The 14,951-nt window shown below is 59.9% G+C and carries 24 protein-coding genes; 1 reads left to right on the forward strand and 23 read right to left on the reverse strand.

The window, feature by feature from the left end:
- Positions 1-91 precede the first annotated feature (91 nt).
- The 23 genes from V8J81_RS14865 to V8J81_RS14975 form a co-directional block, all read right to left on the reverse strand.
- Positions 92-1,402: a replication-associated recombination protein A gene (locus V8J81_RS14865; RefSeq protein ID WP_368476530.1), complete on the reverse strand. Its 1,311-nt coding sequence runs from the start codon at positions 1,400-1,402 to the stop codon at positions 92-94.
- A 132-nt stretch (positions 1,403-1,534) separates the two neighbouring features.
- Positions 1,535-2,122 (reverse strand): acyl-homoserine-lactone synthase, encoded by a 588-nt coding sequence (locus V8J81_RS14870; protein ID WP_368476531.1) that lies wholly within the window; start codon positions 2,120-2,122, stop codon positions 1,535-1,537.
- Between the two features lie 79 nt (positions 2,123-2,201).
- Entirely contained in the window at positions 2,202-2,813 is a 612-nt protein-coding gene (locus V8J81_RS14875; RefSeq protein WP_368476532.1) for a helix-turn-helix transcriptional regulator, read from the reverse strand.
- 335 nt (positions 2,814-3,148) lie between these two features.
- Positions 3,149-3,568 (reverse strand): 50S ribosomal protein L17, encoded by a 420-nt coding sequence (rplQ, locus tag V8J81_RS14880; RefSeq protein ID WP_368476533.1) that lies wholly within the window; start codon positions 3,566-3,568, stop codon positions 3,149-3,151.
- A gap of 131 nt (positions 3,569-3,699) precedes the next feature.
- Positions 3,700-4,716: a DNA-directed RNA polymerase subunit alpha gene (locus V8J81_RS14885; RefSeq protein ID WP_368476534.1), complete on the reverse strand. Its 1,017-nt coding sequence runs from the start codon at positions 4,714-4,716 to the stop codon at positions 3,700-3,702.
- Between the two features lie 108 nt (positions 4,717-4,824).
- The gene (gene rpsK / locus V8J81_RS14890) at positions 4,825-5,214 is read right to left on the reverse strand and encodes a 30S ribosomal protein S11 (RefSeq protein ID WP_368476535.1); all 390 of its coding nucleotides are present in this window, start codon (positions 5,212-5,214) and stop codon (positions 4,825-4,827) included.
- A gap of 15 nt (positions 5,215-5,229) precedes the next feature.
- Positions 5,230-5,598, reverse strand: a complete 369-nt coding sequence (gene rpsM, locus V8J81_RS14895; protein ID WP_368476536.1) for a 30S ribosomal protein S13 — start codon at positions 5,596-5,598, stop codon at positions 5,230-5,232.
- A gap of 160 nt (positions 5,599-5,758) precedes the next feature.
- Entirely contained in the window at positions 5,759-6,337 is a 579-nt protein-coding gene (locus V8J81_RS14900) for an adenylate kinase (protein ID WP_368476537.1), read from the reverse strand.
- Entirely contained in the window at positions 6,334-7,704 is a 1,371-nt protein-coding gene (secY, locus tag V8J81_RS14905) for a preprotein translocase subunit SecY (RefSeq protein WP_368476538.1), read from the reverse strand. The genes V8J81_RS14900 and secY overlap by 4 nt, the downstream gene beginning before the upstream one ends.
- 135 nt (positions 7,705-7,839) lie before the next feature.
- Complete coding sequence (rplO, locus tag V8J81_RS14910; protein ID WP_368476539.1) at positions 7,840-8,313, reverse strand: 50S ribosomal protein L15; 474 nt, start codon at positions 8,311-8,313, stop codon at positions 7,840-7,842.
- Positions 8,314-8,483: 170 nt separating this feature from the next.
- On the reverse strand, positions 8,484-8,930 hold the full coding sequence (locus V8J81_RS14915; RefSeq protein ID WP_368476540.1) for a hypothetical protein: 447 nt from the start codon (positions 8,928-8,930) through the stop codon (positions 8,484-8,486).
- Between the two features lie 148 nt (positions 8,931-9,078).
- Complete coding sequence (gene rpmD, locus V8J81_RS14920) at positions 9,079-9,267, reverse strand: 50S ribosomal protein L30 (protein WP_339987301.1); 189 nt, start codon at positions 9,265-9,267, stop codon at positions 9,079-9,081.
- Between the two features lie 5 nt (positions 9,268-9,272).
- The gene (gene rpsE / locus V8J81_RS14925) at positions 9,273-9,848 is read right to left on the reverse strand and encodes a 30S ribosomal protein S5 (RefSeq protein WP_368476541.1); all 576 of its coding nucleotides are present in this window, start codon (positions 9,846-9,848) and stop codon (positions 9,273-9,275) included.
- Positions 9,849-9,963: 115 nt separating this feature from the next.
- Positions 9,964-10,323 (reverse strand): 50S ribosomal protein L18, encoded by a 360-nt coding sequence (rplR, locus tag V8J81_RS14930; protein ID WP_368476542.1) that lies wholly within the window; start codon positions 10,321-10,323, stop codon positions 9,964-9,966.
- A gap of 11 nt (positions 10,324-10,334) precedes the next feature.
- Positions 10,335-10,868: a 50S ribosomal protein L6 gene (gene rplF, locus V8J81_RS14935; RefSeq protein ID WP_368476543.1), complete on the reverse strand. Its 534-nt coding sequence runs from the start codon at positions 10,866-10,868 to the stop codon at positions 10,335-10,337.
- 12 nt (positions 10,869-10,880) lie between these two features.
- Positions 10,881-11,273 (reverse strand): 30S ribosomal protein S8, encoded by a 393-nt coding sequence (gene rpsH / locus V8J81_RS14940; RefSeq protein WP_368476544.1) that lies wholly within the window; start codon positions 11,271-11,273, stop codon positions 10,881-10,883.
- A 14-nt stretch (positions 11,274-11,287) separates the two neighbouring features.
- Entirely contained in the window at positions 11,288-11,593 is a 306-nt protein-coding gene (rpsN, locus tag V8J81_RS14945; protein ID WP_368476545.1) for a 30S ribosomal protein S14, read from the reverse strand.
- Between the two features lie 18 nt (positions 11,594-11,611).
- Positions 11,612-12,172 carry a 50S ribosomal protein L5 gene (gene rplE / locus V8J81_RS14950; protein WP_368476546.1) on the reverse strand — a complete coding sequence of 187 codons (561 nt, stop codon included), beginning with the start codon at positions 12,170-12,172 and terminating at the stop codon, positions 11,612-11,614.
- Positions 12,172-12,477, reverse strand: coding sequence for a 50S ribosomal protein L24 (rplX, locus tag V8J81_RS14955; RefSeq protein ID WP_368476547.1), 306 nt, complete (start codon positions 12,475-12,477; stop codon positions 12,172-12,174). Before rplX ends, rplE begins: the two co-directional genes overlap by 1 nt.
- A gap of 1 nt (position 12,478) precedes the next feature.
- Positions 12,479-12,847, reverse strand: a complete 369-nt coding sequence (gene rplN / locus V8J81_RS14960) for a 50S ribosomal protein L14 (RefSeq protein ID WP_011567679.1) — start codon at positions 12,845-12,847, stop codon at positions 12,479-12,481.
- 78 nt (positions 12,848-12,925) lie between these two features.
- On the reverse strand, positions 12,926-13,156 hold the full coding sequence (gene rpsQ / locus V8J81_RS14965) for a 30S ribosomal protein S17 (RefSeq protein WP_368476548.1): 231 nt from the start codon (positions 13,154-13,156) through the stop codon (positions 12,926-12,928).
- Positions 13,157-13,160: 4 nt separating this feature from the next.
- On the reverse strand, positions 13,161-13,367 hold the full coding sequence (rpmC, locus tag V8J81_RS14970) for a 50S ribosomal protein L29 (RefSeq protein ID WP_368476549.1): 207 nt from the start codon (positions 13,365-13,367) through the stop codon (positions 13,161-13,163).
- 198 nt (positions 13,368-13,565) lie between these two features.
- Positions 13,566-13,778: a hypothetical protein gene (locus V8J81_RS14975; protein WP_368476550.1), complete on the reverse strand. Its 213-nt coding sequence runs from the start codon at positions 13,776-13,778 to the stop codon at positions 13,566-13,568.
- Between the two features lie 141 nt (positions 13,779-13,919).
- On the opposite strand from V8J81_RS14975, the gene V8J81_RS14980 reads away from it, so the two are divergent.
- A complete protein-coding gene (locus tag V8J81_RS14980) occupies positions 13,920-14,840 on the forward strand; it encodes a LysR family transcriptional regulator (RefSeq protein ID WP_368476551.1) in 921 nt (306 codons plus the stop codon).
- Positions 14,841-14,951 lie beyond the last annotated feature (111 nt).

Here is a 14,951-nt window from a genome sequence, read left to right on the forward strand (position 1 = left end):
ATGCGACGCACCAAGATCAGCCAAATCGCCGGGCCGGTGGGAGGCCCGTCGATGGCCGGGCGGCTGCGCCGCTGTTAACCGACTTGGCGTTTCAACTCCCCCGCTTCTTCCGCAACCCGTCAAACCATTCCACACGCTTCTTCAACTCCCGCTCAAACCCGCGCTCTTTCGGCTCGTAATACCGCGCGCGCGACATCGTGTCGGGAAAGTAATTCGCCCCTGAAAACCCGTCTTCATGGTCATGGTCGTAAGCATAACCCTCGCCATAACCCTGATCCTTCATCATCGACGTGGGCGCGTTCAGGATATGCTTGGGCGGCATCGCGGAACCGGTCGATTTCGCGCTCGCGCGCGCCGCCTTGTAGGCCACGTAATTCGCGTTCGATTTGGGCGCGAGCGCCAGATAGATGATCGCCTGGGACAGCGCCAATTCCCCCTCCGGGCTGCCCAGCCGCTCATACGTCTCCCACGCATCCAGACAGACCCGCTGCGCTTGCGGGTCGGCGAGGCCCACGTCTTCCACCGCCATCCGCACCATGCGCCGCGCCAAATACCGCGGGTCCTCGCCCCCCTCCAGCATCCGCGCAAACCAGTAAAGGCACGCGTCGGGGTCCGACCCCCGCATGGATTTGTGCAACGCCGAGATCAGATTGTAATGCGCATCCCCCGACTTGTCGTATTGCGCCGCGCGTCGTTGCAGCCGCGCACCCAAGGCCTTGGTGTCCAGCGGCTCTACCTTCCACGCCGCGACCTGCTCCACCAGATTGAGAAGCGAGCGCCCGTCCCCATCCGCCATCTCCCGCAACGCCACCCGCGCATCGGGCAGAAGCGGCAGCTTGCGTTCCAACTCCGCCTCCGCCCGCTGCAACAGTGCCTCAAGATCATCGTCGCTGAGCCGCTCCAGCACCATGACTTGAGATCGCGACATGACAGCGGCGTTCAACTCGAACGAGGGGTTCTCCGTCGTCGCCCCCACCAAAAGGATCGTGCCATCCTCCATATGCGGCAGAAAACTGTCCTGCTGTGCCTTGTTGAAGCGGTGGATTTCGTCGACGAACAAGAGCGTGCCTTTGCCGTTCTGGCGGCGCAGCTTTGCGCCCTCGAACACCTTCCGCAGGTCCGGGACACCCGTGAAGATCGCGCTGATCTGCACGAAATGCAGGTCCGTCTCGTCGGCCAGAAGCCGTGCGATTGTGGTCTTGCCCACGCCCGGCGGCCCCCAGAAGATGAGCGAGGACAGCGACCCGCTGTCCAGCATCACCCGAAGGCTGCCTTCAGGGCCGAGGATATGGCCCTGCCCGATCACCTCCGACAAGGCAGCCGGCCGCAGCCGATCCGCAAGCGGGCGCGGCCCTTTGGCGGCGTCCTGCGCCGCAGCAGATGTATCGAAGAGATCAGCCATGATGGGCAAAACTACGCCCGCGCCACCTTGGCGGCAAGCCTTAAGAAAAGGTTAACGAAATGGCGTTTAAATATCTTTTTCAACGGCTTAACCCCTCTGCTCACGCGTGAGCAAAGGGGCTGAAGCCGCACATCAGTGCATTTTCGAGGCCATCGAGACAAAGTAGCACCGATGCGCCACGCCACCGATCTTCATGATCGGCCCCCCGGCCTCCATATCAATGCCCAACCGGCGACCAAGGCGTGGGATACCGATCGGCAGAAGCCCCAAAAGCGTCGTCGCCCCCAGCTCCCGCGCCGAGCGCACCATATGCCCCATCAGCGACATCTGTACTTCGCGCCGGATCTCGGTCTCCACACCCTCCGCGACAAACAAACGGTTCGCATCCCAGATATGATCCGCAATCGGCGCCGGATCATCCAGTAGGTTGGCGGGGATCGAGTCCAAAAGCCCCCGCTGCGCATCGCGCACCATATAGGAATAGATGCCACAAGATGCAGTCGTCGGCGTCAGCCGCACCCCCGCCAGAACCCGCAGGCCATCATGGACACAGACCCACCGGCTCTGCGCCGTGTCGTACTGGTCGAATTCCATGTCCCCTTCCGAGGGGATCTCCCAGCCCATCTCTTCGATGAATTTCTGATGTCTGGCTTTCAGCATGTTCGTGAACAGGGGCCCATGCCGGTGAAAGTTCTCGAACGAAAGGGTCGTCATTTGCATGTGAGTCTCCAATGAGGTGAATCGATATGTTCGACGCACCGCCAAGTTGGCTCTCATGCGGGGCTGCTGCCCCTTTGGCTCAGATCAATCCATACTCCTTGGCCCTTTGAACGGCTTCTGCCGTCGTTCGGGCCATCAGCTTCTGACGCGCAGACGTCAGACGCGCCTTGAACGCGCTTTCGGATATGCCGAGCTTTGCGGCAGCAGCTGCATGGCGGTCCCCCTCCGCGATGCATTTCAGTGCGTCGGCCTGCGCCTTGGACAGGCGGGCCGGCGGTTCGGACAGATCGTGCATCCGGTGCACGATCCGATAAACAAGCTCCATTTCATCTTCGGTGAACTCGCGGTCTTCCCGACTCGCGCCCGCAATGGTGCGCGACGACATCGGCCCGATGGATGCGATCATCCCGTATTTCAGGCCGTATTCCGCAGATTCCTTCAGGATTCCAAACGGATCAGGCAGGCCAATCTGGCTCCACCGGCGCGTCCCGGTATGGCTCAGCCCCCAAGCCAAAGTGGGGTCGCGCAGACCGTAGAGTTTTGATGTGTAAACCTCCTGCCAGGAGTCGGGATAGGTGTTCACCATGATCAGCGGCGAGACGTAGCGGATGTGCAGACCCACGGCGAACCCGGCAGGGGCCGCCAGCGAAAGTTCGTGCAGCAAGAGGTCTAGAACCGGCGCTTTTGTCATCTAACCCACCAAATGGACATGTCCATTTAGATAGGTTGCCCGAAACGGGGTCAACCCGGATGATCAAGCGCTAACGCAAGGTGAGACGAATGACCAAAAGGATCGATCCCGATCTTTTCGCGCGTCTCATGAAGTTGTCTTCTGAAACGCGCCGTGACCTACTCGAATTCCTCGGGCAATCGCCCGTGGATACGGAATCTGTCGTGCGCGATGGGCCCTTGAACCACACAGGTTCTGGCCCTTCGAAGAGGCGCTAACAAGACGTCACCCATCCCCAAAAGGAAAAACCCTCCGACGAGGCCGGAGGGTTCAATCAAAGGGCCTGATGGCAGGGATCAGCCTTCTGCGGCTTCTTCCTCTTCCACACGGGCGCGGTCTGCGGCGCCTTTCGCGTCAACGTCACGGTCCACGAACTCGATGATCGCCATCGGCGCCATGTCACCGTAGCGGAAGCCCGCTTTCATCACGCGAACATAGCCACCCTGACGCTCTGCATAGCGGGGGCCAAGCACGTCAAAGAGCTTCGTGACGAACTGGTCCTGCTTGAGCTGCGAGGCGGCCTGACGGCGCGCGTGCAGATCGCCACGCTTGGCCAGCGTGATCAGCTTTTCAACGATCGGACGCAGTTCCTTTGCCTTGGGCAGGGTGGTCTTAATCTGTTCATGTTCGATCAGCGAGCCGGCCATGTTCGAGAACATAGCTTTGCGGTGTTCGTGGGTCCGGTTCAGGCGGCGGTATCCGCGGGCGTGACGCATTGTCTATCTCCAATTCAGGGGCCCTCTACGGGCGTTTTTGCTTTGTCTGGGGCCCCATGCGTGCGGGGCCCTCTCCTTGGGGCGTTCAAACCCGAATATTCCCCGGCGCGACCGGGCATTCTTTCCGCAGCTTAGAAGTTGTCTTCGTACTTCTTCGCCAGTTCTTCGATGTTGTCGGGCGGCCAGTCCACGATATCCATACCGAGGTGCAGACCCATGCCAGACAGCACTTCCTTGATCTCGTTGAGCGACTTGCGGCCGAAGTTCGGCGTGCGCAACATCTCTGCTTCGGTCTTCTGGATCAGATCACCGATGTAGACGATGTTGTCGTTCTTAAGGCAGTTCGCCGAACGCACGGACAGCTCAAGCTCATCAACCTTCTTCAGCAGAAGCGGGTTGAATTCCAGATCGTCCTCGTCGTCCTGACGGGTCGCCGATTCCGGCTCGTCGAAGTTCACGAAGATCGACAGCTGGTCCTGGATGATCCGAGCAGCGTAAGCCACGGCATCGTCAGGCGTGACGGAGCCGTCAGTTTCCAGCTTCAGCGTCAGCTTGTCATAGTCCAGCACCTGACCTTCACGGGTCGGCTGCACGTCGTACGACACCTTCTTGACCGGCGAATAGATCGCGTCGATCGGCATCAGGCCGATAGGCGCGTCCTCCGGGCGGTTCTTGTCGGCGGCCACGTAGCCCTTGCCGGTGTTAACCGTCAGCTCGATGTAAAGGTCAGCACCATCGTCGAGGTGGCAGATCACGTGATCCTTGTTCAGAACCTCGATCCCTGCGGACTCGGAGATGTCGCCGGCCGTCACAACACGTGGGCCTTTTGCGGAGATCGAAACGCGCTTGGGGCCTTCGGCTTCCATGCGGATCGCGACACCCTTCAGGTTCAACACGATGTCGGTCACATCCTCACGAACACCAGCTACGCTGGAGAATTCGTGCAGAACGCCGTCAATCTGGACGGAGGTGATGGCCGCGCCTTGCAGCGAGGACATCAGAACGCGGCGCAGCGCGTTCCCAAGCGTCAGGCCAAAGCCCCGCTCCAACGGTTCAGCAACAACGGTTGCCTTCCGCGCAGGGTCAGTGCCCGGCTGGACAACCAGCTGGGTGGGCTTGATCAGCTCTTGCCAATTTTTGTGGATCATGCGTCGCCTCCATGCTCGTGTCGGGGGGATCCATCCCGGACACACTCGAGGTAAAAATGACGAATCCGGGCCACGGAAAACCGCAGCCCGGCAGGAATTCTTCTGACCTTAGACGCGGCGGCGCTTCGGTGGGCGGCAGCCATTGTGGGCCATCGGCGTCACGTCGCGGATCGAAGTGATTTGGAAGCCCAGGGCCGCCAGGGCGCGCAGCGCGCTTTCACGGCCCGAACCTGGGCCCTGAACTTCGACCTCAAGCGTTTTCACGCCATGGTCCTGCGCCTTCTTACCCGCATCTTCCGCAGCCATCTGGGCGGCGAACGGTGTGGACTTGCGGCTGCCCTTGAAGCCCATCGTGCCAGCAGACGACCAGGAAATGGCGTTGCCCTGCACGTCAGAGATCAGGATCTTGGTGTTGTTGAACGATGAATTCACATGCGCAACGCCAGTGGCGATGTTCTTGGAAACCTTCTTCTTCGCGGGACGACGATCACGTGCCATGTGTCCAGCCCTCCCTTATTTCTTCTTACCGGCAATGGCCTTTGCGGGGCCTTTGCGGGTGCGAGCGTTGGTGTGCGTGCGCTGACCGCGGACGGGCAGGTTACGGCGATGGCGCAGACCGCGGTAGCAGCCAAGGTCCATCAGACGCTTGATGTTCATCTGCGTTTCGCGGCGCAGGTCACCTTCGACGTTATAGTTGGCGTCGATGTGCTCACGGATTTGCAGCACCTCTGCATCCGACAGCTCATTCACGCGGCGCGTGGCGTCGATGCCAACGGCTTCGCAGATGGCTGCGGCGGAGGTGTGACCAATTCCGGTGATGTAGGTCAGCGCGATCGGAACGCGCTTTGCGGTGGGGATGTTGACCCCTGCAATACGTGCCATGTGTGGCATATCCTTCAGTTGCGAGCCCGTAACCCCAGGCCCTTTTTTCACAACGTAAGCCCGGGCGATTTTCCCGGGCTTGCATTAGCTCCCGACAGGGTGATTCCTGCGGAGATGGCGGTAAGTATGACTTGATGACCAAAAGGTCAATAGGCCCGGATCAGGCGTCCAGAATGCCCGCGATTTCGGCAGCAACTTCGTCCATCGTGCCAAGGCCCTCAACGCCCTGTAGCATCCCCTTGGCGTAGTAGTAGCCGAGCAGCGGCGAGGTTTGTTTGTAGTAGACGAACAGGCGTTCCTGCATCGCTTCAGCCGTATCATCGGCGCGGGGTTCTTTCCCGGCGGCGACGGCCTCGGCTGCGCGGTTGACGACGCGTTGCACCAGCACCTCGTCCTTGTCGACGCGCATCTCGATCACAGCATCAAGGCTTTGGCCCATGTCGGCGAGCAGTTCGTTCAGCGCATCCGCCTGCGGCAGTGTGCGGGGGAAGCCGTCGAAGATGAAGCCGTTGCCACCGGCTTCCAGCTTTTCGCGGATTAGGCCGATGACGATCTCATCTGTTACCAGATGACCCTTGGCCATCACCTCGGCGACCTTCTGGCCCATCTCTGTGCCGCTGGTCTTGGCTTCGCGCAGCATGTCCCCGGTGGACAGCTGAGTCATGCCGCGTGCTTCAACAAGGCGTTGCGCCTGCGTTCCCTTCCCCGCACCCGGCGGGCCCAAAAGAATGATGTTCATCGACGCGCAGGTCCCTTCCGCGGTTTCTTGGCGCCGCTCTTGCGCCCCCGCAGTTGGGACTTCTCAAGCAGGCCTTCGTATTGGTGTGCCAACAGATGAGACTGTATCTGCTGCACTGTGTCCATACCCACCGAGACGATAATCAGGATCGAGGTGCCGCCGAAATACGCCGTGATGGCAAGGTTCGTCCGCACGATTTCTGGCATCAGACAGACGAGCGCCAGATAGGCCGAGCCAAGCACAAGAATGCGGCGCACCACGTATTCCAGATACTCAGCGGTCCGCGCACCGGGGCGGATGCCCGGAATGAAACCGTTCTGGTTCTTCAGGTTGTCGGCCACATCCTCGGTCTTAAAGGACACGTTCAGCGTATAGAAATACGTGAAGAAGATGATCATCGACGCGAAGAACAGTAGGTAAAGCGGCTGGCCGGGGCCGAAGTTCGCAAGGATCCAGCCCATGACCGGGCCGTTGCCCTCGGCGCCACCGAAGGTCGTCAGCGTGGTCGGCAGTAGCAGAAGGGAAGAGGCGAAGATCGCAGGGATCACACCCGCAGGGTTCACCTTCACGGGCAGATGGCTGGAGCCACCATCGTAGACCTTCATCCCCACCTGGCGGCGCGGATACTGAATGTGGATTTTCCTCAAACTGCGTTCCATGAACACAACGAAGAACAGCGTGCCGATCAGCATCACGATCACACCAAGGATCGCAGGCGTGCTGAGCGCACCCTGACGGCCGGACTCGAAGAACTGCGCCAAGGCTGCTGGGATTTCAGCGATGATGCCCACGAAGATGATCAGCGAGATGCCGTTGCCAATGCCGCGCTGTGTGATCTGTTCACCCAACCACATCAGGAACATCGTGCCGCCGACCAGCGTGATCACGCAGGCAGCGCGGAAGAACCAGCCGGGATCGGTCACCAGGCCGCCAGATTCCATGGAAACAGCAAGTCCGTAAGCCTGCGCTGTCGCCAAAACCACTGTGCCGTAGCGCGTCCATTGGTTCAGCTTTTTGCGGCCCTGCTCCCCCTCTTTCTTCAGCTGCTCCATCGCCGGCACCATGGCCGACATGAGCTGCACGATGATCGAGGCCGAGATATAGGGCATGATCCCCAGCGCGAAGACACCCATGCGGGACAGCGCGCCGCCGGTGAACATGTTCAGAACGCCACCAAGGCCAGCCGCTGCCTGATCGAAGAAGTTCTGCAACTCGATCGCGTCGATGCCGGGCACCGGAATGTAGGTGCCGATCCGGTAAATGATCAGAAGGCCCAGGGTGAACCAGATCCGCTGGCGAAGCTCTGTGGCTTTGCCGAACGCGCTCCAGCTCATGTTGGAGGCCATTTGCTCCGCTGCTGATGCCATGCCGTCTCTCTTATGCGCTAAAGCCGCCGGGCCCGGGCCACGGGGCCCCTGCGGCGCAGGAATTCCTTTGGGAAGGATGTAGGCGGAGAGGGCCCCGCCCACAAGCGTTACGGGGTGATTAACACCCCGAACGGGTTACTCCGCCGCAGCAGCCGCTGCCGTGGTCAGCTTGCCGCCTGCCTTTTCAACAGCTTCAACAGCCGCTTTCGAGGCGCCAGTGACGCTGATGTTAAGCTTGGCCGACACTTCACCCTTCGCCAGAACGCGCACGCCATCGAGCTTGCGGCGCACCAGACCGGAGGCGACCAGCGCATCTTCGGTGATCTCGGCTTTGGCGTCGATTTTGCCGGCGTCGATGAACTTCTGGATCAGGCCCAGGTTCACAACAGCGAATTCCTTACGGTTCGGCTTGTTGAAGCCACGCTTGGGAAGACGCTGGTAGAGGGGCATCTGGCCGCCTTCATAGGCGTTGATGGCCACACCCGAACGGGATTTCTGACCCTTGATACCACGGCCGGCGGTTTTACCCATGCCCGAGCCGGGGCCACGGCCAACGCGCTTACGGCGTTTGGTTGCACCAGGATTGTCCCGCAATTCATGCAGTTTCATGTCGCTTCTCCTTAAGCCGGACATGCCCCCGGAAGCGAAATGGGACAGCCACGGCATTTCTTGATGTTGATTACGCTTGTTGCGCAGGCCGATTCCGGCCACCGGAGGCGTATATGACCTGTTGTGATTTCAAGCAAGGCCCCATTGGCGGGATCAGTTGGCAACGAATACTAACCTGTGCGCGGGGTCGGAGGCAGGAAGGTCTCGACCTCCAGCAGGTGCGCGATGCTTTCATGGGGCAGGTCCAGCGCATCAAGCGCCTCGCGCTCGGTCTGGTAGACCTCGACCTTGATGCCACCGGCGATCTCAGCCAGCGACTGATACATGCGCCCCACACCGAAGATGGTCTCTTTCGGCGAATACAGAACTGTCTGCGTTTCGACGGGCGTTTCGGGAACCTGGCTGTTCACTTGCCGCAAAATCGACTGCACTAAACTGAAATTGATATCGAATTCGGTTATCTCCGAATGGTCAATCAACTCGCGTCGGCCGGGCTTGTAATGCGCATCGCTCAGATATCGGACGAAATTGCCCGCGAATTGCTCGTAGTCCACAAACCCATACCAACGGGCATAGAGTAGATCGAGGTCCAGCGATGTTTCGAATTCGATGGCCACGCCGTCAATTCCAATAAGTTAATGAAGCGTTAATTGTAGGATAGCCCGTTTTGCGAAGAAAAAAGGGGTATTTCTAAGGCTGCCCATGGGCAAAAGAAAAGCCCGGCACAGGGCCGGGCTTTCTGTCTACAGGAAAAGGTTAGGCTGTTCAGCCGCGCTCTTCCACGATTTCTACGAGATGCGGGATCTTGTTGATCATGCCGCGGACCGAGGGGGTATCCTCAAGCTCACGGGTTTTGTGCATCTTGTTCAGACCCAGGCCGATCAGCGTGGCACGCTGGTCTTGGGGGCGACGGATGGGCGAGCCCACCTGCTTGACGACGATGGTTTTTGCCATGGGTCTCAGGCCTCCTCAGTCTCTGCCGCGGGGGCGTCATCACGCTTGGGCAGGATGTCGGCGACCTTCTTGCCGCGACGTGCTGCCACCTGACGGGGCGAGCTTTCCTTGCGCAGACCGTCCAGCGTGGCACGGATCATGTTGTAAGGGTTCTGGGAACCGGTCGACTTCGACACAACGTCCTTCACACCCAGCATCTCGAACACGGCACGCATCGGACCACCGGCGATGATACCAGTACCTTCCGGTGCAGTGCGCATCACGACCTTGCCTGCGCCGTGACGGCCCAGAATGTCGTGGTGCAGCGTGCGGCCTTCTTTCAGCGGCACGCGGATCAGGTTTCGCTTAGCCTGCTCGGTGGCTTTGCGGATCGCCTCGGGCACCTCTTTGGCCTTACCTTTGCCGAAGCCCACGCGACCGCGCTGGTCACCAACAACGACGAGAGCGGCGAAGCCGAAACGCTTACCACCCTTAACGGTCTTGGAGACGCGGTTGATCGCGACCAAGCGGTCGGCAAATTCCGGCGTTTCCTCTTCACGGTTGCGACCGCGGCCGCGCCCTCTGTTTTCACGTTCTGCCATATGGCAATTCCTTCAAATGGAGCGCGTTGGAACGCGCCGGAGTTGTCTCAATCCTCGTGAGCGCACGGCCCCGGGATCATCGAGGGCGCCCCAATGGAGCGCCCTTCAAGGTGCTTCAGAACTTCAGACCACCTTCACGCGCTGCGTCGGCCAAGGCCTTCACACGCCCGTGGAACAGGAAGCCGCCACGGTCGAAGTAGCATTCTTCGACGCCAGCCTTCTTCGCCCGCTCGGCAATCGCGGCGCCCACCTTTGCGGCGGCCTCCACGTTGTTCTTGCCGACCACGCCGAGCGACGATTCCAGCGACGAGGCCGAGGCCAGCGTCACACCTTGGGTGTCGTCGATCAGCTGGACGCTGATGTTCTTGTTCGAACGATGAACCGAAAGGCGCGCGCGCCCTGCAGCCATCTTCTTCATTTTGTTCCGGTTGCGCAGGCGGCGCTTCTGGAACAGATCGCGTTTGCTCATAGCCATAGTGCCAGCCCTTACTTCTTCTTGCCTTCCTTACGGAAGATGTACTCACCCTTGTAGCGGATGCCTTTGCCTTTGTAGGGCTCGGGCGCACGCCACTCACGAATGTTCGCTGCCACCTGACCAACAAGCTGCTGGTCGGTGCCCTCGATCACCACTTCGGTGTTCTTCGGGCATGTGACGGTCACACCGGCGGGCACTTCAAAGTCGACGTCATGCGAATAACCGAGCGACAGCTTGAGGGTATTCCCCGCCATCTGTGCACGATAACCAACACCGGTGATCTCAAGCTCTTTCTTGAAACCGTCGGTGACGCCGGTGACGAGGTTCTGCACCATGGTGCGGCTCATGCCCCACTGCTGACGCGCACGCTTGGACTTGCCACGCGGCTCAACGGTGATCGCATTGTCGGCCACGGCCAGCGACACATCGTCGGTTGCGGTGAAGGCGCGGGCACCCTTGGGGCCCTTCACTTCAATGGTCTGACCCGACACGGAGGCTTCGACACCCCCGGGCAGCTCGACCGGTTTTTTACCAATACGAGACATTGCCAGATCTCCTTAGAAGATTGTGCAAAGCACTTCGCCGCCAACATTCTGGCTGCGAGCGTTTGCATCGGACATCACGCCCTTCGAGGTGGAAACGATCGACACACCCAGACCCTGACGGACCTGCGGGATGTCGCCCACGCTCATGTAGACGCGGCGGCCGGGTTTCGACACGCGCTTGAGCTCACGGATCACCGGGGTGCCTTCATAGTACTTCAGGCTGATTTCAAAGGCGGGGTGACCGTCTTTGCCGGTGGTGGGCTCGTAGCCGCGGATATAGCCTTCGTCCGCCAACACATCCAAGACGCGCGCACGCTGCTTGGAGGCCGGGGTCTCGACCGTGGATTTACCGCGCATCTGGTTGTTGCGGATGCGGGTCAGCATATCGCCGATAGGATCATTCATTTCTCAGATCTCCCTTACCAGCTCGACTTGACCATGCCGGGAATCTGACCGTTGGAGGCCAAATCACGCAGCTTGATCCGCGACATTTTCAGCTTGCGGTAATACGCCTTGGGGCGACCGGTCAGCTGGCAACGGTTGTGAAGACGGGTGGCCGAGCTGTTGCGCGGCAGTTTCGCCAGTTTCAGACGCGCCTTGAAGCGCTCTTCCATCGGCTTGTCTTCGTCATTTGCAATCTCTTTCAGCGCGGCACGCTTGGCGGCATACTTCTCCACCAGGCGCTGACGCTTGAGTTCACGTTGAACCATGGAAACTTTAGCCATGTGTCTATTCCTCTCGCGTCAGGCGTTGAACGGCATGTTGAAGTGCTTCAGCAGGGACTTCGCCTCTGCATCTGTCTTCGCCGTGGTGACGATGATCACGTCGATGCCCCAAACCTCATCGACCTTGTCGAAGTTGATCTCGGGGAAAACGATGTGCTCCTTGATGCCCATGGCAAAGTTGCCACGACCGTCGAACGACGGCTTCACACCACGGAAGTCGCGGATGCGGGGCATTGCGATGGTGGTGAGGCGGTCAAGGAAGTCGTACATGCGGTCGCCGCGCAGCGTGACCTTCGTGCCAAGCGGCATGTCTTCACGAACGCGGAAGCCAGCAATGGACTTCTTGGCTTTGGTGATGACCGCGTGCTGGCCTGCGATGGCGGTCAGGTCTTCCTGGGCCGATTTGGCCTTCTTGGAGTCCTTCACGCTTTCGGCCCCTGCGCCGATGTTGAGAACGATCTTCTCAAGGCGCGGGATCTGCATGTCGTTTTTGTAGCCGAATTCCTCTTTCATGGCTGCCTTGATGGCATCCTTGTAAGCGGCCTTCAGACGCGGGGAGTAGTTGGCGGTATCCAGCATCAGATCACGTCCCCCGTGGTCTTGGCGAAGCGGACCTTCTTGCCGTCTTCCTCACGGAAGCCAACGCGAGTTGCTTTGCCGTTTGCGTCCAGCAGGGCCAGGTTCGACAGATCGATGGGCATCGCCTGAGGGATGCGGCCACCTTGGCTGGACTGGCTTTGCTTGGTGTGACGGATGGCGATGTTCACGCCGTCCACGATTGCTTTGCCGGCCTTCGGGTTCACGGAGGCGATTTCGCCTTCCTTGCCCTTGTCCTTGCCGGCGAGCACGACGACCTTGTCGCCCTTCTTGAGCTTAGCTGCCATCTTACAGCACCTCCGGCGCAAGCGAGATGATCTTCATGAAGTTCTTCGCGCGCAGCTCACGAACAACCGGCCCAAAAATACGGGTGCCGATCGGCTCGTTGTTGTTGTTGAGGATGACGGCGGCGTTGCGATCAAAGCGGATCGCTGTTCCGTCTTCACGGCGGACTTCCTTGGCGGTGCGAACGACGACGGCCTTGCGGACGTCCCCTTTCTTCACACGACCACGCGGAATAGCCTCCTTGACCGACACCACGATGATGTCGCCCACAGAGGCGTACTTGCGTTTGGAACCACCCAGGACCTTGATGCACTGAACACGGCGAGCGCCGCTATTGTCAGCAACATCCAGATTGGTCTGCATCTGGATCATATTGGTTTCTCCCGACGTCCCGGACCGGCAGTTTGCACATTGGCCCGGGGGTTTCGATCAAACCGAGATGTGACAGCCTTAGTTGGCGATCACCTCCCAGCGCTTGGATTTCGAGACAGGGGCACATTCCTGAATGCGGACTGTGTCACCCACCTTGAAAGTGTTCTCCGGATCATGCGCCCGATACTTCTTGGACTTCCGGATGGTCTTCTGCATGACCGGGTGCTTGAAGCGGCGCTCCACGGATACGGTCACGGTCTGTTCGTTGGCGTCGCTGGTCACGGTGCCTGTAAGGATACGCTTGGGCATGGTCTTACGCCTCCGCTGCGGCAGCGGCCGCTTTTTCGTTCAGAATGGTCTTAACGCGCGCGGCGTCGCGGCGAACCTGACGCATACGAGCGGTGTTTTCGAGCTGGCCTGTGGCCTGCTGGAAGCGGAGGTTGAAGGCCTCCTTCTTTAGCGCCGTCAGCTCATCACGAAGCTGGTCCGGCGTCTTGTCACGCAGTTCCTGGGCGTTCATCGCCTTTTTCCTTTCAACATCATCAGCCGGCCGCGCGAAGCGTCACCGTGATTCTGATGGAGTTCGGTGAATGAACGGTCGCAATAGGCTCAAGCCAAGTGCAATGCAACCCATTTCTCCCAAACAAAAACGACCGCCCCCGCGCACTTCCGGCGCGTGGAGCGGCCTCTCCCTGCGGACTTCGCAGTCGGCAGAATCTTAATCGTCGTCGGTCAGGGCGTTGAAGCCCGCGCTGATGCCACGACCTGCAAGGCGCCCTGCGCCTGCGACCGCGTGAACCGTGCCGCGCCCGACGGTGCCCACGACGTCACCGGTCGTGTTCGCAACCTGGCTGGTCGAGCAGGCCCCAAGCGTGACAGTCGAAAGGACGGCGGCTGCAAGGATCGTCATGCGATAAGTCACTTTGGTCATCGGTCTCTCCTTCCCCTGATCGGGCATTGGTTCAAAGGCAGCAGAAGCGCCGTCTTTGCTTGGGGAATAGGTAATCCATAGCTTTACTCATGAAAAACGAATAAGAAATATGTTTAAAACGAGTATTGCTGAAGGATAGATATGGATATCGCCCTGATCCGCACATTCCTTGAAGTCACGGCCACCGGGTCCTTCGTCTCCGCCGCTGACCGTCTCTACGTGACACAATCCGCCGTGAGCCTGCGTGTTCAGCGGTTGGAGGCAAGCCTTGGCCGCCCCCTCTTCACGCGGTCCAAAGCGGGCGCGGAGCTGACGGCCGCGGGGCGCGAGTTCGAACGCTACGCGCTGTCGATGCTGAAACTGTGGGAAGAGGCCAGACAACAGGTTGCGATCCCCGAAGGCTTTACCGAAAGCCTCTCCATCGGCGCGCAATACTCGCTCTGGCCGCGCCTGGGGTTTCGCTGGCTTGACCAACTGCGTGTCGAACGTCCCCACCTCAACCTACGGGCGGAACTGGGGATGCCCGACAGGCTCACCCGATTTCTAGTCGAGGGCGTGATTCAGGCTGCGCTGACCTACACGCCCCAGATCCGCCCCGGGCTATCCGTTGAACAGGTGCTGGATGAAGAGCTTGTGCTGGTCGCCCCTTGGTCCGACAAGCGGCAAATCACGCCCGACCATTACGTGTTCGTCGATTGGGGACCGGAGTTCGTACGGGCTCATGCGATGCACCTCCCGCATCTCACCAATACCGGAATGACTCTCAGCCTTGGCGCCATGGCTGTTGATTTCATCCAAACTCGCCAACTAGCCGCCTATCTTCCCGTCCGCGCGGTGAAGCCCTTGATCGACAGGGGTGAGCTGTTCCTGATCGCCGACGCACCGATCTTTCCTTATCCGGCCTGGGTCGTGTGGCGGGATGATTTGCCAACAAATGTGCGCGAGTATGCATCGAAAACGCTCGAGAATGTGGTCGCCACCGCTGAAACGGAACAATCCAGCGTTCTGGACCAACTGGACAAGATTAGTGCGGAAGAGGTGGAAACCCTGGGCCGCGCATAGCCTGAATATCCGGGCAGCCGCCGCAACCTTCCGTGAAGGTAAGGCATCCCGCCATACCCGGCCACCCGTTCGTCCTGCTACGCCTGAGCGATATTGCTGCATCGCCACTTT

This window comes from Gymnodinialimonas sp. 202GB13-11, from assembly GCF_040932485.1.
GTDB classification, from domain to species: Bacteria; Pseudomonadota; Alphaproteobacteria; order Rhodobacterales; family Rhodobacteraceae; genus Gymnodinialimonas; species Gymnodinialimonas hymeniacidonis.